Source organism: Acetomicrobium sp. UBA5826 (assembly GCF_002433005.1).
Taxonomy (GTDB): domain Bacteria; phylum Synergistota; class Synergistia; order Synergistales; family Acetomicrobiaceae; genus Acetomicrobium.
In genome coordinates this window covers 45,909-70,913 of record NZ_DJHF01000021.1, presented here as the reverse complement: position 1 = coordinate 70,913, position 25,005 = coordinate 45,909, and the positions used below count along the sequence as shown (strand labels likewise).

The window sequence follows — 25,005 nt, the reverse complement described above, 5'->3', positions numbered from 1 at the left end:
CCCCCTTTCTCATAATCATTGGGACTTAAACTTCTTCCAGGCATCGTTAACAAAGCTCATAAACTCTCTTTTAAAGCGATCCTTTGAAAAACGCAGGGACTTTTCTCGTATCTTTGCAGGAATAAAGCTATCCTTCATATCTTCAAACCTCTTTATCGCTTCGATGATGCTTGGTGTGGTTTGAGCGTCAAAAAATAGGCCTGTCTCGCCTTCGGTTACAGTCTCAAGCGCACCGCCTTTGCCGTAAGCTATAACGGGTGTGCCGCAGGCTTGTGCTTCTACAGGCACGATGCCAAAGTCCTCCTCGGCTGCAAAGACAAAGGCTTTGGCTCGCTGCATGTAATCTCTAAGCACCTCCAAGGGTTGATATCCCAAAAGTTCGACGTTTGCCCCTGCTTTAGATTTTACCTTATCGAAATCTGGGCCGTCACCTATAATGTAAAGGCGTTTATCGGGCATGAGAGAAAATGCTTCAGCTATCAGGTCAACCCTCTTGTAGGGAACCATGCGAGAAGCGGTTAGGAAAAAGTCCTCTTTTTGTTCGCAGAGCGTGAAGGAATCTACATCGACAGGAGGATATATTACCGTCGCTTCCCTGCGGTATACCTTCCAAATCCTTCTAGCGATGAAGCGGGAATCGGCGAGAAAATGATCGACTCCATTGGCAGTCCTCAAATCCCACATCCGAAGCTTATGAAGCTCTCTTTTTGCAAGCCAACCCTTCAAGCCGCGATCAAGACCTGTCTCTTTTAAATACTGATGCTGAAGATCCCAGGCATACCGCATTGGAGAGTAGACATAACTTATATGAAGCTGATCGGGCCCGGTTATGACGCCCTTTGCCACGGCGTGTGAGCTTGAGATGACTATATCGTAGCCTGAAAGATCAAACTGCTCCACCGCCAAAGGCATAAAGGGAAGGTAAGCCCTGTATTTCTTTTTGGCAAAGGGAAGCTTTTGTATAAAAGACGTCTTCACAGGCTTATCCTTTAAAAAGCCTCGTTCATTCTGTGGAACAAAGTCCACAATGGTGAAAAGATCCGCCTCGGGGAAGCAATTTATGATCTCTTCTAGCACCCGTTCTGCTCCTGCATACGTGACAAGCCAATCATGAACAATGGCGATCTTCATGGCTAAAACATCAATCTCCCGGAAGCTGCACGACGAAGGTCTGCCTCCATCATCATCTCAACCAACTGGATAAACGTCACCTTAGGCTTCCAACCCAGCTGATTGCGTGCTTTTGCTGGGTCACCCAATAACAGCTCTACATCAGAAGGCCTGTAAAACTTTGGGTTAACCCTTACCAGAACCTCCCCGGTTTTGGAATCTACTCCTTTAGCATTTTCCCCAGCGCCTTCCCAAATGATGTCGAATCCCGCGACGCTTGCTGCCGTTTCCACAAACTCCTTTACGGAATGCGTCTCGCCAGTAGATAGCACGTAATCATCGCCCTTAGGCTGTTGAAGCATCATCCACATGCCTTCAACGTAGTCACCTGCGAATCCCCAGTCCCGCATAGCGTCAAGATTGCCCAATTCTATGTGGTCCTTTCTACCATGTCTAATTTGTGCCAGGCCTCCTGTTATCTTACGCGTAACGAATTCAAGACCCCTTAGAGGCGATTCATGGTTAAATAAGATACCACAAGAATTATGCATACTATAAGCCTCTCTATAATTTACGGTGACCCAGTGGGCGTACAGTTTAGCCGCTCCGTATGGACTCCTAGGGTAAAAAGGCGTATTTTCGTTCTGCGGGACAGTTTGAACCTTTCCAAACATTTCTGAAGTGGATGCTTGGTAAAAGCGTACATCTGGGTTTACAGTGCGAATAGCCTCAAGCAGACGTGCCACTCCTAAACCGTCAACCTCTCCAGTATAAATCGGTTGCTCAAAAGAGAGAGCCACGAAGCTTTGGGCTGCTAAATTGTAAACTTCATCAGTACCAACTTTTTCCAATGTACGCTGAATATTGCTATATTCCAAAAGGTCTATGGGCACGAGATCCACTTCTCCAGCTACACCCAACTCTTCCAATCTCCACAGATTAAGCGATGCCGTACGCCGATGAGCGCCAAAAACTTTGTATCCTTTTTCAAGTAAAAGCTTTGCAAGATATGCTCCATCCTGCCCTGTTATACCGGTGACCAATGCAATTTTAGCCAATGTCCATCTTCCCTTCACATGGAATTCATTATAAACTAGCCGCCTCTTTGAGTATGCTCCATACGAGTTCAGCAGTTCTATCCCAACTAAATAGCTTAGCACGAGCAAGGCCCTTTTGCGACAGCTCTTTTCGTAAATCGTCATCCCCTATAAGGCGCTTAATGCCTTCAGCTATGGCTTCTACATCATAGGGATCCACCATAAGTGCAGCATCACCAACCACCTCCGGAAGAGATGTCACGTTAGATGTCAGCACCGGCGTACCACAGGCCATTGCCTCAAGAGGGGGAAGGCCAAAGCCTTCATACAAAGATACGTATATTGATGCCAGAGCCCCGGAATATAAAGCAGGAAGATGTTCATCAGGTATATGTCCAAGCATGCAAACCCTAGGAGGCAACCTTCTAAGAGATGTATCTCGAAAAACCAAATCCGTCCCTTTTGCTCCAGCAACTATTAGCCAAATGTCAGGCAACTTAAGGCATAAAGTATCCCATGCCTCGAGCAATCTTTGTAGGTTTTTTCTGGGCTCAATGGTTGCCACTGTAAGCACATATTTAATATCTGAAATGCCAAGGATATCTTTGGTTTGAGATATTACTTCATCAGATTTTGGTCTAAAACGACTGTTAACACCAATATAAACAACAACGACTTTATCAGGCCTTACTGATGTAACTTCACAAATCCTCCTTTTTGTAAAATTGGAATCCGCAATAATTCGTCGCACTTTGTTGGCCAAACGAGGGATCAAAAATTGATAACATCTTGCAAACTTAGGATTCAGCCACTCGGGGTGATCTAATGGTGTAATATCGTGAATTGTTACAACTTGTCTCTCCACCACTAGTGGTCCTGTATTGGATGGACTAAAAAGCAAATTCCCCTTTAATCTTGTAGGTAAGACAAACTGTTCCCAAATATGGCCAGCAATTCCGTGCAAAGGTTTCTTAGGGGCAATAGGTTGTAATTCGCTTTGCAGTCTATCCAGTAATTCTAGAGTATATCTTTGAACCCCCGACAAAGATGAGGAAAGTACTCGAGTATTTATACAAATCTTATTCAAAAAAGTCATCACCTCAAAATTTTATTTATTGTGTTATGATAACAGCATTTGTCGACTGTTACATAAGTAATTATAGATGTCAACAAGGGAGGAAAACTAATGTCAGGGATTGAGATACAATGAGCTATTAACAAAGTCAAGAGAGACCAATAGATATAATTACATATATTACTATACTTATCACAATGTATCTTTATTATTCTTCTGATAACGCTATATATTAGCATAATGAATGATGTAACACCTATTATTTCGACCACATAACAAATACAATATATCAAAATAAATCTTGTAAACTTCCAATTAGCAAATAGACATATTTTCTTAAACGCGGTTGTAATAATACATAAAATATCCAATATAAGCAAGATATACTAGCTATAGAAATAAAATGAACAATATGCGAAAGTCCAATAAGCTTTTGACTAATGAATATATATGCTACAATGTAAAATAGAGAACCTACCGCTAGTGATAAAAAAGTATCCTTTAACTCTTTATATAAGTTTAAAGCATATGTTATAAATAACCATAAAACTATAGAATTTACACTATGGCTCAATCCCAAAATCATAGGACCAGAGTTTTTATATAATATCAGCTTAATTCCAATATCTATTAATGTCGAGATTATCATATACATCAAAACTTCTGTGTTTCGCAACTGCGAATTCAACACTCTTATAAAATAATACGATAACACTTGAGCCCACATGCCTATCGAAAAGCCTAGCAATATCTTTGAAGTTACTTCCACTGATTCTTGATCAAATGCTCCTCTAGCGTATATTATACGAATTATGTCGATATTGTTGCAAGCTACAAATATAGAAACTGGAATCATAAAAATCAAAACAACATTAGCTATTTGACCGACCTTTTGACGCACTAAGTTTGAATCCAGACCACTCATAGTAGATAGCCCAACCATGCCCAACGGCGCTGCGATTAAGATCACACCGCTTTCCGTGACAAATTTTGCGTAATCAACGGCAGCAATAGCCGTACTCCCAATTAAGGATGCAACGATCCTTTCAATTGCTATATTCCCTTGAATCAAAAGGGGAACAAGAAGGACAGGTCGCACACTGTTCCAAAAGGCCCTAAAAGTTTCTATTGCCAAGTGTCGTGACAAGGTTGCTTTAAAATGCAACAAACCAAGATTATATAAACTAGATAAAAGCCACAGTAAATAAAATAAGTATGCAAAAACAAACCCCCAGGCTAAAAATAAGGGATTTTTAAAGTAAATCGCAAGTAGTGAACCAGAAATTAATCCAACGCTTTGTATGGTAGAACGTAAAGAAGCAGTCAAATACCTACCATGGGCCATTTCCAGATAGGCCATAAGCATTCCCAGTATATATAAAGGAACAGCCAATGCCATGACGTGAAGCATGGAAGCCGTTAGGGCTTTGCTTGTATCATCCATACCTGGAGCCAGTATCTTAACCCACCAAGAAGATCCCAAGTAAAGAAACAAAAAAATGATCCCTGCAAGCAACAGAAAGAGCATCACTGTAACGGTTAAAAAAGCCCTAGCCTCTTTTGGATCTTCTTTAGCATACCTGACATATAGCGGGATAAAACCGGCTTCCAAGCTATTCGTCAAAAAAAATTCTATCGGCATGAGCATAGCGGTTTGTGCAACGCGATAGGCTGCCACATAAGTTCCCGTGCCAAAAAGTGCTGCCATTAGAATTTCTCTTAAAAAACCAATGAATTTACCAATCACACTACCAGAAGAAAGCACTAAAAATGCCCTAAACAAAAACGCGACCTCCTATAGCGACGGGACAGGGGTTTTAATCAAATCAAACATATGAACCCTTTACCGTGCTTTCGTACACTTTATAAGTTTGCAGAGCTGTATTACTCCACGTAAACTTTGTTGCTTGTGTAAAACCCGCGGATCTCAAACTTAATGCCAAATGTTCATCAATTAATACTTGGTATATAGCATCAGCAATTTCCTCAGCAGAGTTTGGGTCTACTAAAATAGCAGCATCTCCTACGACCTCAGGTAAAGAAGAAATGTTGGAAGTCACAACAGGTGTGCCACAGGCCATAGCCTCAAGGGGAGGCAAACCGAATCCCTCCCATAGAGAAGGAAAGGCAAAAACGTCAGCTCCCGAATACAAGAAGGGTAATTCTTCTTGAGGCAAATATCCCAGAAAGCGGATCTTGTTTCTTATGGGTTTGTCGAGATTTTGATATTTCACTTCAAAGGCTTTATTTTTCCATCCCCTTCCTCCCCCAAAGATCAAATCCGGTGCCTGTTCCACTCCCATCTTTATACACAAGATCGAGTAAGCATCGAGCAATCTAGCCGCGTTTTTTCTCGGCTCCAACGTTCCCAAGAATAAGATATATCGTCCTAATGAATGTTTTTGCTTGAAAGCATTTAACGAACGTATATCTGTTATAGGCCTATAAATATCATGATTCACACCGTGGGGTATAACTACTATTTTTTCTTCAGGATACTTATAAAAATCAACAATATCTTTTTTAGTGCTAAATGACGGAACGATAACCCGGTCTGCAATATCCAAAGAAAATTGCAGATAAGCTTTTAATGTGATATAGCTTTTGAGTTCTATTGTTCTTGGGAATCGAAGAAAGGCTAGATCGTGAACGGTCAAAACTGTTTTGGCTCCTCTAATTGGAAAGGCTGTAAAGTTGGTAAAATGAGCCACATCTATCGCGGCCATCAGTGGTCTAGAAACTTTCTCACCAAAGCACTTAGATAAGAGTAAGAGAGAAACCCTAGGCAAAGGAGCATAAAATTTATAATGCGTTTTTGGCCTTTCTTTCCACCCAAGCGGTAGATCGGGTTTCCTAGATTTTAGACTAAAAGAAAACAATGAAAACTCATCTTCTGGGATATTAATAAACTCTTCCAACAAATGATAACAATACCATCCAATGCCTGTTTTTTGCTTTAGCAACGGAGAGCAATCGAAGGCGATCTTCACGACAACACCTCACCAATCTTCAATTTAGCGTCATGTGTAACTTGACCTCGAACACTAATAAATATAATATATTTGGCAGTCTTATACACCAATACAACGTAAAAGACACGACACGCTTTAATTCTCAACTGTTCTTATTACTAAATTGGGGTGAAAAAATATTAAAGGTTTTTTTGGGACTGCCATTACCTTTTTTATCCTAGTTCAACTTTTTTTTCAACAACAAATTTACGCTATGTCTCCGTCCAATGGAGGCATTACGGGCCTTTGGGAGTACCCGACCGCCGAAATCTTGGATGACGGGCAAGGAAGGTTCGGCTACACCGATGCAAACCCTTACATCACATATTACCTCGCATTGGGTTACCTTCCGAACGTTGAGCTCAACTTTCGAATCACTCACGTCAGTAATGTCCCCCTGAACTTGGAAAAGTATCCTCGTTTTGGCAGCTATAAGGACCATGAGTTTGACGTCAAATACCTTCTTTTGCCTCAGGAAGGCATCAGGCCGGCCATAGCAGCGGGCATCATGGACATTAGCACGACAGAGCACTTCAGGTCATATTACGTAGTTGGTACTTACAGAGTAGGCCAATTTGCACTTACGGGGGGTTGGGCCTCCGATCGCATGGGAGGCGTCTTTGGGGGGATATCGTGGCAGCCCTTCGATTGGCTCGAACTTAAGGGCGAATACGGATCTATGGACTACAGCGACGACATATTTAGCGGGAAACGCCCCATAACAGAAGTCGAAGCCGATTACAACTACGGAGCCATCATTAAAACCTCTTGGGCCGATGTAAGCGTGAGCTATCAAAGGGGTGACGAATTGTGCATTGCTATTTATCGTCCCTTTGATTTGCATGACCGCCCGATCTTCGGCAATAAGAAACGACCCTATCGAGATGCTCCTTTAGATAATCTAAAATCATGGACAGAAGTCGATACACTAGATCTCGTAAGCGAGCTTTCCGTGGTCATTCCAAACCGTTTAGGCGTTAGGAATGTAGAGATAAAAGCCGACAAAGCAAATAAAAATTTATTAATAAGCTATGAAAATGTTGGATACAGCTCGGAGGCCGAAGCCATGGCTAGGGTCTTGTATCTGGCCTCACACATGATACCCTGGGATACCAATACTTTGGTGCTAAGAGCCTGCGTTCGGGGAAAACCCGTGACCAACGTCGAAATTCCAGGTGAACACTGCGCGCTCTTGAGGTTAAACGCGCTTAGAAAGGAATATTCTCAAGAGGCATTGGCTTACTGGGCAAACCCGTCCTCGAAAGAAGACAATGACGAAACTTGGAATTACACCTCTGACCCGACTGCCCAGGACAAAGACGAACATACCTACAAAGCTTACGTTGCATACGAACCCAGGATTTTACGGTCAGACTACGAAGATTACGATGCTCGCTGGAGCGTCGACGTAGCTTATGAATGGAACTCCACCCATGGCCAGGGAGGTGTCTTTGACGTTCGCATCCCCGTAAAAAGACATGGCAAGGAAGAAGACTTCGCGTATGAACCATGGACCAACGAAAAGACAAGAATATGGCAGGCAGTGTTTAGCAACATGGAGCGTATTGATAAGAACACTTTCGAGCTTTACGAAGCCGGATGGCTTGACGCCCTTTGGTTTGGCGGAAATTATTGGAGGCGGACTTATTTCGATAATGGTCGTTATTTCACAGGGATAAGGCTTGGATTAGTCCACGAACGAGACCCCGAGGACTTTGCATCCTTTGCAGATGACCCTATCTGTCTGTATCATGACGGATGTGAGAACATCGACTTGGAAAACGATGGCTGGATGGGAGCTGCTTTGTTTCAGGTTGGATATCACGAACCTCGCTACGATTTGGATCTTATGGCCGAAGTGGGAAAGTTTGTCGACGATGACGATACAGGCTTTAAATTGTCGATGATGAGACATTGGGACGATGTTGGAATTGGTTTTTACGTAACACGAGCCGACACATTGAGAGCAGGCAAGGATTATTCTTTCGTCGGAGTTGAACTAGAAATACCAACAAACATATTTTTTGGATCCGACACGAATTATATATGGAATCAGGATATAATAATGACAGGCGGCTGGCCTTACTATACCGGCAGAGTGCCATGGCATTGGAAAGATCCCGATTTAATGTGGGGACAGTTGAATCCCGACAAATTGATCAAAAATTTATACGAACGACTAGAGCAAGGCCAAAGCATGGCCAAAGAGATGAAATACTCGATGCAAGAGGGAGGAAATACGTATGTACCGTAGGATGTGGAAGTTTGCATTTATCTGGTCTTTAGTTTTTATTACACTTATGTTTCTTTCGCCGCTGACCTTCGAGGCACAGGCCCAAGAAGGTTCCGTAAGCGCACCGGGGGGATCTATCCAAGCACCTGGCAGTGCGCCTGCGCAAGGATCTCCCGGATTGCCATCTAACCTGCAAAACATTCAAAACATCCTGCAGAACGCTGCACCCGCCCAGGAAGCTCCAGCGGCCCAGCCTGGCCAGATCTCGGCTCCTCAGGAAGAAACCCCAGCTGAAGCGCCTACGCAGGCTCCTGTTGAAGTGGGAGAACAAATGACACCTGAGGCTTTCAGCGCGCTTTCAGATGCTCAGTTGGATCAGCTTTTTCTTAACACACCTGCATCACAGGTAATGCGAATGCTACCCCGCTTTGGCTTCGACTTTTTCAGGCAAGCCCCTTCGACGTATGCGCCCGTGATGGCGGTGCCCGTGGGGCCGGATTACGTAGTCGGACCGGGTGACGAAATTCGCATCTCCATATGGGGTATGATAGAAGATCAGTGGAGCGTAACGGTGGATCGCGACGGCAACTTAAGCCTTCCCGGTGCGGGCGTAATTGGTGCTGCTGGAATGACCTTTTCTCAGTTACAACAAGCGATCAAAAAAGAATACTCCCGCTACTATACGAACTTCGATCTAAACGTCACCATGGGTCGTCTTCGCACGATATTAGTGTATGTAGTGGGCAACGCCAGAAGGCCTGGAGCCTATACGGTATCCTCCCTTGCTACGCTGGTAAATGCACTTGTCGCCTCTGGCGGTCCGAGCCAAACCGGCTCCATGCGCAACATACAGGTCAGAAGAAACGGCAAAGTTGTTACTAATTTCGATATGTATGACATGCTCCTTAAAGGAGACACATCAAACGATATACGCCTGATGCCTGGCGACGTGATTTTTATTGGCGAGGTTGGGCAATTAGTTGGTATTGTTGGAAACGTAAAAAGGCCAGGATTATATGAACTAAAAGAAAGAGTTAGGCTCGGTGACCTCATAGATATGGCAGGTGGCCTTACAGGGCAGTCCTTCAAGGGTCGGGTTCAAATCATGCGCGTAGAAGACAGGCGTTATTTAACTTTGGTGGAAGGGGATCTAGATACCCTTGGCAAAGATTTCATGCAGAGATTTGCCGTGCAGGACGGCGATATCGTTAGGCTTTTTCCCGTCGCTCGGAGCACAAGTACGGTTCGCATAACGGGACCGGTAGCAACACCAGGCGAGTACGCCATAGAACCGGGCATAACAAAGCTTTCTGAAGTTATAAACAGAGCCGGCGGGCTTAGCTACATGGCCTCAAATCAGGCCGAAATAACGAGGGTGACCGTGACACAACAGGGTCCCGTAACTCAACACCTGCTGGTAAACCTGGAAAAAGCGATGAAAGGCGATCCTAAAAACGACATTCCTCTCGAGATGAACGATTATATATTCGTAAGGGCAGTACCGGAATGGGATTTGTACGCAACCGTCACGATTTCAGGTGAGGTTAAATACCCTGGAGTTTACACAATCAAAAAAGGTGAGACTTTGTCCGACCTAATCGAACGTGCCGGAGGATATACGGATCGAGCTTTCTTGCCGGGAGCCATATTTACGAGGGAATCGGTGCGCGAGTCTCAACGGCGAAGCATCGACGAGATGGTCCAGCGCCTGGAGCGTGAACTTTACACGGCAAGCGCCGCAGGCACTGCTTCTTCTTTGACTTCCGAGGATGCAAAGCTTGTAGAAATGGAAACCCAGCAAAAGCGAAGAATGCTTGACATGTTAAGGCAGACTAGAGCAACGGGCCGTGTGGTCATTAGGCTTGAAGATCCGCCAACTTTACTTAAAAAGACTCCCTACGACCTCCTTCTTGAGGAAGGCGACCGCCTCCACATACCACGCGAGGCCCAGACAATCAACGTGGCAGGGAACGTGTTAAATCCCTCCTCCTTCATATTCGAGCCCTACTCCACCTATAACGACTACATAGAAAAAGCCGGGGGATACGGCAGAAACGCTGACAGAAGCAGGGTATATTTACTAAAAGCCGATGGCAGTGCCGTTCGAGTAGGCCACTTGAAGAAACCACCATATATCGAACGAGGCGATACTATAATAGTGCCCGAAAAAATCCAGGTTGCTTCGGACCTCAGGAGGACAAGCGATATAGTAGACATAGTTTATAAGACAGCTATTAGTGCTGCCGTGGCCATCGATGCCTTCGATGATTAGTTTCCTTTAAAGGAGTGAATATTTTTGGTTGATGAATACAATCAAAATAAAAAGGATCAATTGTCTGAACCGGGAGAATACGGACCTGTTGAGGTCCCCCCATCCAGCGCTTATGAGGAGGATGAAATCGATCTGCTCGATTTGGCATTAGTTTTGGCCAAGCATAAAAGGTTGATTATAGGTATCGCCTTTGTTGCCTGTCTTGTCGCTTTAATATTGGGATTTATAATGACGCCTATTTATAGGGCGGAAACTCACCTTGTGCCGCCACAATCGCTTGCCGGGCAACTTCCTTCTAGCATATTGACGATGATTCCCCCGGAGTTTCGAACATTTGCCATTCAGTCCGGTGCCATAAAAACAACGGCTGACTTGGTTGCTGGCATTGCAAAAAGTCGCACCTTAGTCGATAATATAATTGATAAATTTAACCTAATGGATTACTATCATGCTGAAAAAAGAGATGCTGCACGTTCTGCCCTCTCCGGAGCAATAAGCGCTAATGTCGATGAGAAGACAAGTCTCATAACGATTGCTGTCGAGGATAAAGATCCAGTCATGGCTGCAGATATAACTAACGCTATTGCCGATGAGCTTCAAGACTTGCTTCAAGGCCTGGCGTTAACTCAAGTATCTCAGCAACGTCTTTTCCTGGAAAACCAACTTAAGCAAGCCCATCACAACTTGATGCAGGCAGAAGAGGAGTTTCAAAAATATCAAGCACAATCAGGATTACTGAACGTGGACGTTCAGATGCAGGCATTGATGGATTCCATCGCAAACATCCAAGCCCAAATTGCCGTAAAAGAAGTCCAACTAAAAGCTGCCAGGACATTTGCCACGGCTCAAAACCCGGAAATTAAACGCCTTCAAGCTGAGCTGGCTGGGCTTAAAAAAGAACTTAAAAACTTGGAGGCCAAGGCCGGTACAGATAACCCAAACTTCATCCCGGCTTTCGAAGAAATACCTAAGGCAGGGATGGAATATGCAAGACGTTTACGCGACCTCAAATTTCAAGAGACTTTATACGAAACGCTGCTGCAGCAATACCAAGCCGCCGTCATGGCCGAAGCAAGCGAAGGCTTGGTTTTACAGGTGATAGATCCAGCCATACCCCCTGAGCTTAAAATAAAGCCAAGACGAAAGCTCATGTTAATCGTTGCCGGTTTTCTTGGATTATTTGTCGGTATATTTGCCGCCTTGATCAAGGAATTCATAGACAACTCTTCAAAGAATCCAGAAAGCGCTGATAAGATGGCGCTGCTTAAGTCTTACCTCCGAAGGATTTAATTTTAAACCTAATATACCTCCAGCCTTGTTTGTAATGAGGCTGGAGGTATATTTTTAGATATTCTTTATAGTGATCCTATCTGCCGGAGCAACTTTTTCTTTATCAACCCTGAAATTGGGAACGATCGATTTTATCGTGGCTATAATCTCTTCAACATCCCCTTCATGAGCTACCTTGAGTAAATAATTGAGCTTCTCAAAAAAACTTTCGTCGATGCCGTTTTGATTCGCAATAAAGATCTTCTCATGGGGCGACGGTATGGTACCCTCCTCGGCGGTAAGCAATTCCTCGAAAAGTTTTTCGCCAGGTCTTAGCCCGGTGTATATGATATCTATATCTTCATAGGGCGTAAATCCAGATAGCTTAATGAGGTCTTCCGCCAAGTTTTTTATCATAACCGGCTCACCCATATCTAGGACGTAAACTTTTCCGTTATAGGGCAATGCCGCGGCTTCCAAAACGAGCTGCGCGGCCTCTGGGATCGTCATGAAGTAGCGCTTCATCTCGGGGTGTGTCACGGTTACTGGCCCACCTCCTGCTATCTGACGCTTAAATATGGGAATTACGCTGCCCCTACTTCCCAAGACGTTTCCAAATCGAACGGACACGAAAGATTGCCAAGGAGCAGCCTTCGATGCAATGCTTCGCACTATCATTTCGGCAATGCGCTTTGAAGCTCCCATGATCGACGTGGGGTTAACGGCCTTATCTGTGGATATATTAATAAAATGCTCCACACCCCACTCAAGGGCCAGTTCTGCTACGTTGCGGGTGCCGCCTACGTTGTTTATTATGGCCTGGTCAACATTAACTTCCATCATGGGAACGTGTTTATGTGCTGCAGCGTGAAACACTACTTGAGGTCGAAATTTCTTGAAGACCCGCTCAAGTTTTTGACGATTTTGCACGTCGGCAATGACAAGCTCATATTTCAAGCCCGGAAATGAAGTTTTGATCTCAAGTTCAAGCTCAAATAAGCTGTTTTCGCCCCTTCCAAGAAGAACCATAAATTCAGGGCCGAAAAGCGCAACCTGTCTGACGATCTCAGATCCTATTGATCCTCCCGCCCCCGTCACAAGGATGCGTTTGTCCCTTAGATATTTCGATATGGCGTCAATATCGAGCTTAACCGGTTCCCTCCCCAGCAAGTCCTCGATATCTACATTTCGTATTTGCGAAATGGAGACGGCTCCGGAAAGAACTTGGTAAATCCCCGGTATAATTCTATAGGAAACCCCTGCTTTTTGAGACAAATCCACAATTCGTCGTACAAGGCGGCCATCACCGGAAGGAATTGCGATTAAAACCTCCTCTATGTTGTGCTTTTTTACCTCCTCTGGTAAGGAGTCAATTGGGCCAAGCACGGGAAGATTTAATATCTTGATGCCCTTCTTTGTCGGGTCGTCATCCAAAAAACCAACAGGCCTCAAGCCTGCTTCCGAATGCCGAAGCATTTCGCGGGCAATCATGGTTCCAGCCTCGCCTGCGCCGGCTATCAGGATATTTTTGGCATCGCTATATCGCCCTGAAATTTTACAGCCGTGACGTTCATAGTAACACCTGAAAAGCATCCGCGACCCGCCCAAGGCTAGCATCGATAGAAAGGCATGTATAATGGGAATGCTGCGGGGCACCCGAAAAGCCGTGCCCCCTATGAAGCATAACCCAGAAACGGATAAACCAAAAAATATCATGGCTTTCAATAACGTCACCAAATCCGGGATTCCCGTGCTTCGCCAAGAACGCAGAGGAAGTCGCCAGATAAATTCAGCAACGAATAAAGCTGCAGTAGACACGAATATGTAAGGAAGTATTAATTGCACATAAGCGAATACGCTGCCTTCCAACCGCAAATAAAAAGCCAACAAAACACATAAAACACAAGAGAGAAACCAATCAATAGATAACTTCAAAACACAACTTTTCCGAAAGGCCTTCATAATGAACCTCCAATGCATGGTACTTAATTAAAATAACGTAAGATTGAATAATAAAATCTCACGTTAATAGAATCACCAAAAAATTACCATTTGCTCATTAACATTTTACCTTACTTTGTGTATTTTTGGCAACTTCAATTCACTCTGAACTTAAAAAATAAGGATGGATAATTTTAAATATATAATTTATTAAGGACAAATTAAGATGTTTTTGAAGGGAAATAGTTCCTAATTTTAAACACAACAAAATCAACTATACCCTTAATGATATACCTTCCCTTTTTACCATATTGTATGGATCTTAACAAGCGAGTTGGAAGGTAGAACATCCAAAACAAGATAACCTTAAAATGTTTCTCGACATTTTTATGAACAAAATAAGGCCTATTCCTGCTGGAGTAATATAGCGACAATGGAGAGAGCCTTCCAGTGCTGCTTCCCTCTTTATGGTAGATTATGCTATCAGGGACATAGACCAATAAGTAGCCATACTTTTGTACTCTAAAGCAAAAATCTAAATCCTCCACGTACAGGAAATAGTATTCATCTAATAAGCCAACTTGATCAAAAACTTCAGCCTTAATCAATAACAAACAACCTGTTAAAAAAGTTACAGGTGAAGGTTTCCTAAACCTATCATCTGTAAAATGATAGCCATTACCCCTGATCTCATCTACCTTTCCGCCCGCGAAAGCAATTGTATTTGGTTTATTATAATAAAAAATTTTACCACCTACTGCCCCAACCCTATCATTGCTCTCTGCAGCTTCAACAAGTCGTTCAATAAAGTCACAGGTAACGACTGTATCGTTATTTAAAAGCAATATGTATTCCGCATTTCTATTGAGAGAATATCTAATTCCAATGTTATTCCCCCCAGAAAAGCCCAAATTTTTCTCTGATTTTATCAAAACCAAGCTTCTGTTAGGTGTAACCCCGGCAATATAACCTTCTTTTTCTGTAGTTCCTCCTGATTTTGCAGTTTCGCTATCATATTCAATATAAAACACTGGTTTGTTATCTGGATTATATTTTACGAAATTAGAGCTAACCTTTATGCTTCCAATGCACCATTTTTTGATATATTCAAGCGAGCTATTAGTGGAATTATTGTCAACTACAATAATGCGATAGTTGGGATAGGTAACATTTTGTAACGATTCCAAACATTCTATTGTATCCTTCCAGCCATTATAGTTAACAATTATGATAAATACCGACGGGGGGTAACTCATCTCGATTCCAATCCACCCTTGTGCTTATGCAAATATTATGCTTAATATTTTACTTTATGCTTCCACCTATCGAAAAGATCAAGATAGACATTCTCCGCTCGATAAACGCTGAACTCCTCCGCTCTTCTACGCAATATTTCCGATGGCAATGGAGATTCTAAGGTATCGAGCATAGCTCTGGCCATCTCATTGCTATCTCCAACAGGGACCAATGGGCCATATTGTCCATTTTGAAGGATTTTCCAGAGTCCGTGAGGGCAGTCAGTCGAGACTACGGGTATCCCCAAAGATAAAGCTTCCGCTCACTCCATCCCAAACTCGTTATCCTCTTTCTCCTCATGCCTTATTTCATCCACCTCTTCGCTCCTGTTCCAGCCCATAAAGAGTTTGTCGGGGTAGTTTAAGACCATGCCTCTGGTGGTCTTTGAGACGTTTTTGTAGCCGTGAACGACTCCGGGAGGAACGATGACGGTCAGGGGGTTGTCTTCTCCTGCGAAAAACTTCATGTAGTTGCCGTAAGTTTTGCTGTCGCGCCTGTTGTCCCAGAGCTTTACCATGAAATTGCCAGGACCTATGAATGAAAATATGTCAGTTTGAGCCTTGTGCTCATGTGGCCCGCGGGTTATGCCCGGTTCGGTGTAAGATACGTAGCTCATGAGGGGTTGCAAATTTTCAGGAAGTTCATCTATCCTAAAGGTCTCGACCAAAAACCCGCGCTCGTCAACGTGTTTTACGAGCTTTTTTATCACTACGCCTTCTATCTGTCCCTTTGTCCATTCCATGGCTATCAATCCTTTTAAAGTAAAGTCAACAGGTAATCTCTGTAAGCGCCCTTCGGTAAACTTTCGGCTAACTTCCTTAGGTCGTCTTTGGTTATAAAGCCCATGTTGTAGGCCACCTCTTCGATGCAGGCAATTTTTAAGCCCTGCCTTTTTTCTATGGTGGCTATGAAGTTTGAAGCCTCAAGCAGGCTGTCGGGTGTTCCCGTATCAAGCCAAGCCACACCTCTTCCTATAAGCTCCACGTGAAGGCAGCTTTGCCTTAAATATACCATGTTAAGGTCAGTTATTTCCAGCTCCCCACGAGGTGAGGGCTTTAAGCTTTTTGCAATTTCAGGCACACGTCCGTCGTAGAAGTATATGCCGGGCACTGCGTAGTTTGACTTAGGACGGGCGGGCTTTTCTTCTATATTTAAAGCTTTGCCCTGTTCGTCAAACTCTATGACGCCATACCTTTGAGGGTCCTTTACCCTGTAGCCAAATATCACGGCTCCTTTATCGAAGCGTGATGCCTTCCTTAAGGTCTCGGGAAAGCTGTGGCCGTAAAAGACGTTGTCTCCAAGTATGAGGCAAACCTTATCGCCGTCTATGAAGTCTTCGCCTATGATAAGGCTTTGGGCAATGCCTTCGGGCCTTTCCTGGATGGCGTAAGATATATTTAATCCAAGCCTGCTTCCACCTTTAAGTATTTCTTTAAATCTTGGTGTGTCCTGGGGTGTTGAGATGATAAGTATGTCTTTTATTCCAGCAAGCATCAGGGTGGACAAGGGATAGTAGATCATGGGCTTGTCGTAAATGGGAAGAAGCTGTTTGCTCGTCACAAGCGTTGAAGGATAAAGCCTCGTTCCTAAACCTCCTGCCAGTATTATGCCCTTCATGGTAACAACCCTTTCTAATGGTAGTCTCGTGCTTTTACCGCAAAGCTTAAAGCCTGCCCGCGTAATTACGCTCGATCCATCTTTTGTATTCGCCCGTTTTTACGGCGTTTACCCATTCGGTGTTGCTTAAATACCACTTCACGGTCGTGAATGTTTTATACCGAGATTTCGTGCAAAGGCTGCTCCCATTGATTTGCTATTTCTTATATATTTGATTCTCTCATCATTAATAGATTCCACTACAACTCTATTATCTCTGGCACTTACGGACTGCTAATACATATAAACCGAACTTTATAATTGTTTTTAGTAAGAGTAAGCATTGCCTTCCACATCACATTCTATAATTGATATTAATCGATATTTTAACGATCATTATTATTACATGACATTAAGATAGCATTATGGTTTAATGCAACGCCAATAATGTATATCCAATATAAGCTAAAAAATAAATCAATAAATATGTATGTCTCAAAAAATTCATGAAACACTAAACCAACTAAAACAGCAAAAATAGTATTACTAACCACAACTATATTATTATCCATATTAAAATTACACCTTAACCCTTTCTTGATATAGCATGAGCCAAACAAGCCGAGTAACCATATCGCTAAAACCAAAATAAACCCGAATATACCAACTTCAAATAAAAGTGTCAAAAAAAGATTGTGTGCACCTAATATGTCAATTGTTTCGGAAATATACATAGTGGAAGTACCAATCCCATATCCTATTAATGGCCTTCGCGAGAAATGATCCCATGCTAAAGACCAGGCTAAATTTCGACTACTTAAACCCTTTTTCAAAAGGGGCTCTAAAAATACAAATATCACCTGTGTAAAATGATTTGCAATATATAACATGATCAGTATCGTAATCATAATCGTAATCATAAACAATATCTTCGAATTTTTACGAGCGGTAAGCCAATAAAGCAGTACTGCAATAATAACGGTTGCACCAATCCCGGTGCGGGAAACCGTTAAAAACAAAGCTACTGCCTGTAGCCCCCCAAGTATGATGAACTTCAATTGTGAAATTCTCCTAGCTAATCTCTGAGCCAGAGTTAAATTTATAGTAATCATCAACCATGATGCCAAAGAATTAGGCTGGCCAGTTAGGGACGAAATGCGTATAAAGGGAGGCATAATATGAATAGTTTGTCCTATTTTGAAACTACCTATGTTCATAATTTGTATCTTACCGAAGTCAGTTGGAACTATTGTTCCCCAAAAAGTCAAAGCTACTCCAATTACGGACAACATTACCCCATAGACAGTTAACAAAAACGCTACTTTCCAAAAGGTTTCAATCGGCCTCTTGTCGCAGACTGTAATAATAAACAAGCATACCATAGGAACAAATATAAATGTTGCCCTTTTCAAAGAATGAAGTGGCACATTGGACCACAATGTGGATACTAAGCTAAACAAAGACAATGCAATTAATAGTAGCAGAACTAGTGTGTAAAGCTCAGAGATCCAAATCTCAATATTAGGAAGCACTACTATAAACACTAAAACAAGAACAGTAAACATCAATACACCAGGGCGAGGGAATATCGGTATCCCCTTTCCGTGAGGTAGATTATTGCTTAAAGAGAATAATAGAGTACTTGTAAAAATGATTAATATTCCAACGCTTGGCGCTAGCTTATAATTAAATTCACTTTGGTTCATATGCTTACTGCCCCCTGAATCTTAAAAGCATGGTTTAATTAGGAAATGGAATATCTAAAACCGACCCCACGACATCCGGCTTCAACTCTTTATCAATATCTAATGTGATAACATTAACTCCCCTATCACGAAGATAACGAGAAACAAATCCATTTCCAATCCCAACTTCTAGAACTTCACCTGGGTTTAATGAAAGTTTTAACCTAACCCTGCAGCCTATCTGCGTAATTACGCTCGATCCATTTTTTGTATTCGCCCGTTTTTACGGCACTTACCCATTCGGTGTTTCTTAAGTACCACTTCACGGTCTTTCTTAAACCAGTATTAAATGTTTCTTTGGGCTTCCATCCAAGCTCGCATCTTATTTTAGACGAATCTAAGGCATATCTTAAGTCGTGTCCGGGCCTATCTGCAATAAAGGTGATTAAACTTTTAAACCTCTCTGCCGACCTGTCAAGTTCTTCGGCCAAGATTTGGCAGATCTCGTTTACCACGTTTACGTTTTTTCTTTCCTCGTTTCCGCTTATGTTATAGGTCTCACCAATGCGTCCCTTTTGTATCACGGCCCAGATAGCCTCGCAGTGGTCTTTTACGTAAAGCCAGTCTCGGACGTTTTGGCCCTTTCCGTAGATGGGGATGGGTTTTCCTTCTAAGGCGTTAAGTATCGTTAAAGGTATGAGCTTTTCGGGGAACTGGTAGGGGCCGTAGTTGTTTGTGCAGTTTGTGACCTTAACGGGAAGTCCATAGGTACGGTAATAGGCCCTCACCAAATGGTCGCTTGATGCCTTAGATGCCGAGTAAGGGCTTGAAGGGTCATACTTGCTTTCTTCGGTGAAGTATCCCGTATCTCCAAGTGATCCGTAGACCTCGTCGGTACTTACGTGGTGAAATAATTTATCTTCTTTATCCTTCCAATAAAATCGGCATGCCTCAAGGAGGTTAAAGGTGCCTACGATGTTAGTCTTTATAAACTCTGCAGGCCCAAGGATGCTTCTATCCACGTGGCTTTCTGCTGCAAAGTGCACCACGATGTCAGGCTCAAAGCGGTCAAAGACGGCTTTGACGCTTTCAAAATCTGCGATGTCGGCTTGAATGAAGAAGTAGTTTTTAGCATCACTTATATCTTTTAAGTTATAAAGGTTAGCGGCATAGGTGAGCTTGTCTAAGTTTATAAATGAGTGATTTGGATATTTAGGGACATACGTCCGCAAGAAGTTTGAGCCTATGAATCCCGCTCCGCCTGTCACAAGAATTTTCAATCGAGACACTCCTTTGTTAAGGCTTCGGATAAAAACTTGCTCAGTGCGTCCTGCCAGGAAGGAGGTAAGATGTCAACGGTTTCTTTTAATGGAAAAGGATCAAGGGCAGAATTTTTAGGCCTCTTGGCAGGCCTGACGTATTCGTCGCTTGAAACGGCAACGACGGGTATGTTTATGCCTGCCTGACGTAAAATCTCTTTGGCAAATTCATACCAGCTTGTGATGCCCTGGTTTGTTACGTGATACACCCCGTAGGCGCCTGTTTTGACGAGCTTAAGCAGAAAGCAAGCTAAATCTAAAGCGTAAGTAGGACAACCAAACTGGTCGTTTACGACTCGAAGCTCACCTTTTTTTAAGGCGGCACGCAAGATGGTGCTTACAAAGTTAGGTCCACCGGAGCCAAAAAGCCAGGAAGTGCGCACCAGAAAGTATTTGTGGTTTATGGTCTCAAGGTACCTTTCGCCCAAGTATTTGCTGTAACCATAAGCGTTTATTGGGTGACGTTTGTCAAATATGCGCCAGGGCGTATCTGTGTTTCCGTTAAAGACGTAGTCAGTGCTTATGTGGACCAATGAAATATCAAGCTTCCTGCACGCCAAAGCAAGATTTCGCACGCCAAGGCCATTAACCAAGTTTGCCTTTTCCGGCTCCTCTTCTGCCCTATCTACGGCGGTGTAGGCGGCGCAGTTTACAAGAACCGTAGGCATGTAACTTGACAGCACCTCACGTACCTGATTTAAGTCCGTGATATCTAGGATGTCGTGAGGCAACTCGACGACTTCGCATTCTTTTTTAAAGACCTTAAGAACTTCGCGGCCTAAGAGGCCGTTAGGGCCAGTGATGGCGATGAGCATTAAAATCACGTCCGATTAAAAAATGTTATTTATCTTTTAAGTACGTTGATTCGCATAATATTGGTTCCTATAAACTACGCTGTTTAATACGTCAGTTAATTGGTTCCCAAATTTCTCAATTGTAAAATTTTTTTCTACCCAAAGCTTTCCGTTCTCACCCATTTTTTTTAATAAATTAGGATTATGATAAAAAAGGGTTATCAAATTTGCTAAACTTTTATAGTCACCAGGTTCATATAGGAATCCATTAAACCCATCTCGTATTAATTCTGTTGTGCCTCCGCTTCTTGAGCCAATGACCGGCTTACCATAACGCATCGCCTCTATTGTTACTCTTCCGAATGCCTCGTTTCGTGAACACATTAGTAATATATCAATTTCTCTCATTATCAGTCCTATGTTTTCGACACGACCTGTAAAAGTTATGAAATTCTTTAATCCCAGTTCCGTAATAAGATGATTTAGATAATCTTTATATACAACGGGTCCGTCGCCTACTATATATAAATTTGCAGTAATACCTTTTTTTACCACCTCCCCTATGGCTCGTATAGCTTCATCCTGTCGTTTGCCTTCGCTTAGTGTCCCTACGATAGTACAATTCAAATTGCGCTTATTTCTTTTTTCATCGAAACCGATACCTTTTATTTTTTGCTGAGTATCTTCAATACAAACAGGGTTGTAGATTACGTAGATGTCTTTATTAACGTGATTTTTGTATTTATGCGCAACGGCCTTTGAGTTTGCTATAAAGGCAGAAGTGCATTTTTTCATTATTGCATATGAAAGTCTTTCCCCTAAGATAAACTTTAAACCATGATCTTCCTCACCAAATTCTCGTAGATGCCATATATGTGGTAGCTTTAAGAACTTAGCAGTAATAGCGCCAACAAATATTGTTATTGTATTTGTATAAACTATATCGCATTTGTGACGTTTTATCGTAATTGCGACAGGTACTAACATTATTGTGTTCAAAATAAAGAACAATATTTTTTTTAGTGCACGCTTTAAAGGTTTTCCCCGGCCTATCACCATCCAACGGTAGGGTATTACATATGAATTAACTCCAATTGCTTCCAATTCTGCTATTAACGGCCCTTTTCGGGGTAAAATTACGTAACACTTGTGTCCTTTTTCCCGCAACACTTTTATTGTTTCGAGTAAAGACCTTTCAGCTCCGCCTTTTGCCGCTGAATGGGCTACAAAACATATTCTCATTTTTAACTCCTTCATCTGAAAATGCTAAACTTATTTGTCCAATATGAATCCTTTGAGTATTTAGATATAAATAGATTATTGCGTTATCCCCACTCTTCGTACCGCGGGGTGACGAAAATAAGGAGATCAGTCCGGCGGTTCTCAGGTACTGACCTGTACTTCCGCTCCTTGAAAATTATAAACCTCGCAAGGCGTTCTGTCATCCAGGCTCTGGTGCGGCCGTTTGTTGTAGTGCAAGAAGAACGCTCCCAGGTTGATTCTAGCTTCCAGTGGCGTCCGGTATTCCTTCAGGTACACTTCCTCGTACTTGACAGTCCGCCACAGCCTCTCGACGAAGATATTATCCAACACTCTGCCTCGCGACCGTCCATGCTGATTCTGATGCCATGGTTCTTGAGGACGTTCGTGAATTCCTGGTCGGTGTACTGCGCCGCCCCTGGTCGGTGTTGAAGATTTCTGGACTCCTATGGGTGGCAAGGGCTTCTTCCAGGGCGCTGACGCAAAAGAATGAATCCAGCGTCATCGAAAGCTCCCAGGAGACAACACCTTCCGACTATACCAGTCTGCAATGGATCGTCAGGTAGACAAAGCCACTGTTCATCCGGATGTAGGTGATGTCCGAACACCAGACCTGGTTTGGTCCAGTTATGTCAAGATTCCTTAAAAGATAGGGGTAGATCTTGTGCTTCGGGTGCTTCCTGCTCAGCCTCGGCTTCTGGTAGACAGCTTCAAGTCCCATGAGCCGGAGCAGCCTTCGAACCCGCCTCAGGTTGACCTGTTTGCCCTTTCGTCTCAGTCACGCGGTCATCCGTTTGACGCCCTAGCTAGGATGTTGCGTGTATTGCTTGTCAAGTATCTCAATCATCAGCACGTTCCGTGCAGATTCCCTGCTGCGCTTTCTGTAGTAGAAGCTCGAACGGTTGAGTCCCAAAAGCTCGCACTGTCTGCGCAGGGAAAGTTTTCTGTTTTTCGGATCCAGCGCCTTGCGACGGTCCGAAGGAGATTTAGGCAAGCTTCTCAGATTTTTTGAGCCAGTCGACCTCGTACTTGAGCTGGCCGATCTGCTGGTAAAGTTTCGATTCGCGTTTCTTCAGGGCTTCCGTCTCGTTGTCCTTATATATATATCTGCCCAGGTGCCTTATATTTATCGGAATAATAAACGCTCACGACTGAATTAGCCTGCATTTTTGTCATGTTTGTTTCCTCTCCAAATTCGGCTTAGAGCAAAAAAATATTTTCATCCTTCATTAACCCATATCTTCATTGCAATATGAAGTAGTCGTGCTTGTTATCTGACACCTCTGAATTAAAAACTTTGCTTCTCAGGCAAATAAAGTTTAATGTATAAGTATGTCTTATTTACGTACACTGTCCAGTTTATATAAAGTTTGAAGCAAATCCAATTTTTGGATTTTTGTCAAAATCTCGTCACTAAAAACCCTTTCTAAAGGATCACTTATTTTTGCCAGACCTAGATATGATATGTTTTTCCAATACTTTTTGACCAATTCGTTCCACTTATCACTATTTATTATATTATCCCAGTCAAACCAAGGTCCCTGATTTCCTGTTTCTTTGGCGATCCCAGTGCGTTTGGTAAATTGATGCCAAGACCAGACAGAAAAGCGCACAGGTACATTAAACCACCATGGGAAATAGGGAAGTCTTCCATCAGGATGAAACAACCAACGTGTTGGTTTCAAAAAGGGTCGCATTGCTTTATTGAACAATCGACGATTCAGCTTCCACTTGGTGGGAACGGCGGCACTGATCTTTACAACATCCTTTGACAAGAAGACTTCGTAGCTGCGAAAGAGGCGTCTATTGCTGTAAAGGTTTGGGATTGCAATTCGCATTGTGGAGGGCCATAAAACGAACCACTCATGAGATGTCACGGGGCGAATTTTACGCACCCTTTCCATGTGTTTCAACCGGCGTTCGTCAATTTCTGCGAGGATACTCTTTTCAAACAAAGGGCATGTCATGGGCTTTGTCCGTGTTTCTCCGGGAAGGATGAATTCAGGCAAAAATGGAAACCTGCCGAAACCTCGTATTTTACGAGCGTAAAGAGCTTTCAGCAGGGAATCAGACAAATAGCCACCAAAAACTCCAGAATATTCGGTCAGACCGCAAGTTTTATGAAACTTGAGGCTATGGGCGTGTATGTATTCGTGCCCGCTGCCAACGAGATCGCTGGCCTCCTCTAAGATCTCTAAGTAATGTGTCGGACTGCGAAATTCGACATGGAAATTTGCCCCGTAGGCCCTTGCAGCCTTTTGGGCGGTTCTCCCCTCTCGGTTCATGCTGTCAAGAAAGATAAAGGCGTCTCGTTTTAAATCTGAAGGTATAAGCCCCAAAAGCGTGCGTGAATCTTCACCGCCGCTTAAAAACTGCGCCACCTCTTTCATGTTTTCGGTTATTCTATCTACGTGTTTTTTTAAGCCCTCTCTCAGAGCTGTCGCTGCTTCGTTTATGTTTTTATAGGGATTGGTTTCCTCAGGAACCCAATAAGTTTCAGTGGTTAAAACACGATCTGCCGTTTCGATTGTGATAGAGGCAGGCAAAGCAAGATATATATCTTTGTAGACCGTGTACGGATAAGTTACGGCACCGTTAAGTACGAAGTCTACAAGAGATGCTGTATCTACATTGTCTGTTCGTCCAGCCGTTTTTGCCAAAGTATCTATATGCGTCCCAAGAAAGAGATTATTATCCTCCCTGTAACGATATATTGGAATAAAGAGCATCATATCTGTAATATATGTGATTTGATTTGCAAACTTATCCACTACGAAAACCGCAAATGGGCCGCTTAAGTCTTCATCCCATATTATTTGCTCATTTAGCCATCGTTCGTATACCGCCTTTGTTCCCGCTACCGGATCGGATTCCGTAAGAAAACGATTATCCCGAAAATAAAGGACAGGGCCTCCTATGATAATAAAGATATGTTGTTCCGTTTCCAGTGGTTGGAAACCGTTGTACAGGTTTCGGCTGACTCCCAGCGAGCCCCAGGGGCCGTGGAATTCCTTCACTTCGGGAGCATCGGAATGATAGATGGATTGAATGTGTCGAGTAAGTTCTCCCTGCGGCTTCTGGATGGAAGAAAATAAAAAGTCGCTCAT

Annotated in this window: 18 protein-coding genes and 1 pseudogene; 3 read left to right on the top strand and 16 right to left on the bottom strand. The window is 43.1% G+C overall.

The window, feature by feature from the left end:
• Nucleotides 1-15: 15 nt before the first annotated feature.
• The 5 genes from B3N34_RS07345 to B3N34_RS07325 form a co-directional block, all read right to left on the bottom strand.
• Nucleotides 16-1,131 (bottom strand): glycosyltransferase family 4 protein, encoded by a 1,116-nt coding sequence (locus tag B3N34_RS07345; RefSeq protein WP_286976331.1) that lies wholly within the window; start codon nucleotides 1,129-1,131, stop codon nucleotides 16-18.
• A 2-nt stretch (nucleotides 1,132-1,133) separates the two neighbouring features.
• On the bottom strand, nucleotides 1,134-2,168 hold the full coding sequence (gmd, locus tag B3N34_RS07340) for a GDP-mannose 4,6-dehydratase (protein ID WP_286976329.1): 1,035 nt from the start codon (nucleotides 2,166-2,168) through the stop codon (nucleotides 1,134-1,136).
• A 28-nt stretch (nucleotides 2,169-2,196) separates the two neighbouring features.
• Nucleotides 2,197-3,012, bottom strand: a complete 816-nt coding sequence (locus B3N34_RS07335) for a glycosyltransferase family 4 protein (protein ID WP_286976327.1) — start codon at nucleotides 3,010-3,012, stop codon at nucleotides 2,197-2,199.
• Nucleotides 3,013-3,511: 499 nt separating this feature from the next.
• Nucleotides 3,512-5,005, bottom strand: coding sequence for a murein biosynthesis integral membrane protein MurJ (murJ, locus tag B3N34_RS07330; RefSeq protein WP_286976324.1), 1,494 nt, complete (start codon nucleotides 5,003-5,005; stop codon nucleotides 3,512-3,514).
• Nucleotides 5,006-5,048: 43 nt separating this feature from the next.
• Nucleotides 5,049-6,185 carry a glycosyltransferase family 4 protein gene (locus B3N34_RS07325; protein WP_286976322.1) on the bottom strand — a complete coding sequence of 379 codons (1,137 nt, stop codon included), beginning with the start codon at nucleotides 6,183-6,185 and terminating at the stop codon, nucleotides 5,049-5,051.
• Nucleotides 6,186-6,447: 262 nt separating this feature from the next.
• Between B3N34_RS07325 and B3N34_RS07320 the strand changes: the two genes are divergently transcribed.
• From B3N34_RS07320 to B3N34_RS07310, 3 genes are read left to right on the top strand one after another with little or no spacing between them, the layout of a single operon-like run.
• Entirely contained in the window at nucleotides 6,448-8,487 is a 2,040-nt protein-coding gene (locus B3N34_RS07320; protein ID WP_286976320.1) for a YjbH domain-containing protein, read from the top strand.
• Entirely contained in the window at nucleotides 8,477-10,738 is a 2,262-nt protein-coding gene (locus B3N34_RS07315) for an SLBB domain-containing protein (protein WP_286976317.1), read from the top strand. Before B3N34_RS07320 ends, B3N34_RS07315 begins: the two co-directional genes overlap by 11 nt.
• A 24-nt stretch (nucleotides 10,739-10,762) precedes the next feature.
• On the top strand, nucleotides 10,763-12,028 hold the full coding sequence (locus B3N34_RS07310) for a GumC family protein (protein ID WP_286976315.1): 1,266 nt from the start codon (nucleotides 10,763-10,765) through the stop codon (nucleotides 12,026-12,028).
• A gap of 54 nt (nucleotides 12,029-12,082) precedes the next feature.
• Here B3N34_RS07310 and B3N34_RS07305 read toward each other — a convergent pair whose 3' ends face one another.
• From B3N34_RS07305 to B3N34_RS07260, 11 genes and pseudogenes are all read right to left on the bottom strand, one after another.
• Nucleotides 12,083-13,969, bottom strand: a complete 1,887-nt coding sequence (locus B3N34_RS07305; protein WP_286976312.1) for a polysaccharide biosynthesis protein — start codon at nucleotides 13,967-13,969, stop codon at nucleotides 12,083-12,085.
• Between the two features lie 200 nt (nucleotides 13,970-14,169).
• Nucleotides 14,170-15,204 (bottom strand): glycosyltransferase family 2 protein, encoded by a 1,035-nt coding sequence (locus B3N34_RS07300; protein WP_286976311.1) that lies wholly within the window; start codon nucleotides 15,202-15,204, stop codon nucleotides 14,170-14,172.
• Between the two features lie 41 nt (nucleotides 15,205-15,245).
• A complete protein-coding gene (locus B3N34_RS07295) occupies nucleotides 15,246-15,491 on the bottom strand; it encodes a glycosyltransferase (protein ID WP_286976308.1) in 246 nt (81 codons plus the stop codon).
• 15 nt (nucleotides 15,492-15,506) lie between these two features.
• Nucleotides 15,507-15,986: a dTDP-4-dehydrorhamnose 3,5-epimerase family protein gene (locus tag B3N34_RS07290; RefSeq protein ID WP_286976305.1), complete on the bottom strand. Its 480-nt coding sequence runs from the start codon at nucleotides 15,984-15,986 to the stop codon at nucleotides 15,507-15,509.
• A 14-nt stretch (nucleotides 15,987-16,000) separates the two neighbouring features.
• Complete coding sequence (rfbA, locus tag B3N34_RS07285; RefSeq protein ID WP_286976304.1) at nucleotides 16,001-16,861, bottom strand: glucose-1-phosphate thymidylyltransferase RfbA; 861 nt, start codon at nucleotides 16,859-16,861, stop codon at nucleotides 16,001-16,003.
• 365 nt (nucleotides 16,862-17,226) lie between these two features.
• On the bottom strand, nucleotides 17,227-18,546 hold the full coding sequence (locus tag B3N34_RS07280) for an O-antigen ligase family protein (RefSeq protein WP_286976302.1): 1,320 nt from the start codon (nucleotides 18,544-18,546) through the stop codon (nucleotides 17,227-17,229).
• Nucleotides 18,547-18,749: 203 nt separating this feature from the next.
• Entirely contained in the window at nucleotides 18,750-19,805 is a 1,056-nt protein-coding gene (rfbB, locus tag B3N34_RS07275) for a dTDP-glucose 4,6-dehydratase (protein WP_286976301.1), read from the bottom strand.
• Nucleotides 19,802-20,659, bottom strand: a complete 858-nt coding sequence (rfbD, locus tag B3N34_RS07270; protein WP_286976300.1) for a dTDP-4-dehydrorhamnose reductase — start codon at nucleotides 20,657-20,659, stop codon at nucleotides 19,802-19,804. Before rfbD ends, rfbB begins: the two co-directional genes overlap by 4 nt.
• A 36-nt stretch (nucleotides 20,660-20,695) precedes the next feature.
• Nucleotides 20,696-21,880 carry a glycosyltransferase family 4 protein gene (locus B3N34_RS07265; protein ID WP_286976298.1) on the bottom strand — a complete coding sequence of 395 codons (1,185 nt, stop codon included), beginning with the start codon at nucleotides 21,878-21,880 and terminating at the stop codon, nucleotides 20,696-20,698.
• A gap of 177 nt (nucleotides 21,881-22,057) precedes the next feature.
• Nucleotides 22,058-22,622, bottom strand: a pseudogene (locus tag B3N34_RS09855) (IS3 family transposase); the annotation flags it as partial.
• A 613-nt stretch (nucleotides 22,623-23,235) separates the two neighbouring features.
• Nucleotides 23,236-25,005 (bottom strand): hypothetical protein, encoded by a 1,770-nt coding sequence (locus B3N34_RS07260; RefSeq protein ID WP_286976296.1) that lies wholly within the window; start codon nucleotides 25,003-25,005, stop codon nucleotides 23,236-23,238.

Coding starts and splice junctions, on each gene's coding strand:
- rfbA (WP_286976304.1), bottom strand. CDS start 16,861: ATGAAGGGCATAATACTGGCAGGAGGTTTAGGAACGAGGCTTTATCCT.
- B3N34_RS07300 (WP_286976311.1), bottom strand. CDS start 15,204: ATGAGTTACCCCCCGTCGGTATTTATCATAATTGTTAACTATAATGGC.
- B3N34_RS07345 (WP_286976331.1), bottom strand. CDS start 1,131: ATGAAGATCGCCATTGTTCATGATTGGCTTGTCACGTATGCAGGAGCA.
- B3N34_RS07305 (WP_286976312.1), bottom strand. CDS start 13,969: ATGAAGGCCTTTCGGAAAAGTTGTGTTTTGAAGTTATCTATTGATTGG.
- B3N34_RS07260 (WP_286976296.1), bottom strand. CDS start 25,005: ATGAGCGACTTTTTATTTTCTTCCATCCAGAAGCCGCAGGGAGAACTT.
- B3N34_RS07315 (WP_286976317.1), top strand. CDS start 8,477: ATGTACCGTAGGATGTGGAAGTTTGCATTTATCTGGTCTTTAGTTTTT.
- B3N34_RS07320 (WP_286976320.1), top strand. CDS start 6,448: ATGTCTCCGTCCAATGGAGGCATTACGGGCCTTTGGGAGTACCCGACC.
- B3N34_RS07290 (WP_286976305.1), bottom strand. CDS start 15,986: ATGGAATGGACAAAGGGACAGATAGAAGGCGTAGTGATAAAAAAGCTC.
- rfbD (WP_286976300.1), bottom strand. CDS start 20,659: ATGCTCATCGCCATCACTGGCCCTAACGGCCTCTTAGGCCGCGAAGTT.
- B3N34_RS07265 (WP_286976298.1), bottom strand. CDS start 21,880: ATGAGAATATGTTTTGTAGCCCATTCAGCGGCAAAAGGCGGAGCTGAA.
- B3N34_RS07280 (WP_286976302.1), bottom strand. CDS start 18,546: ATGAACCAAAGTGAATTTAATTATAAGCTAGCGCCAAGCGTTGGAATA.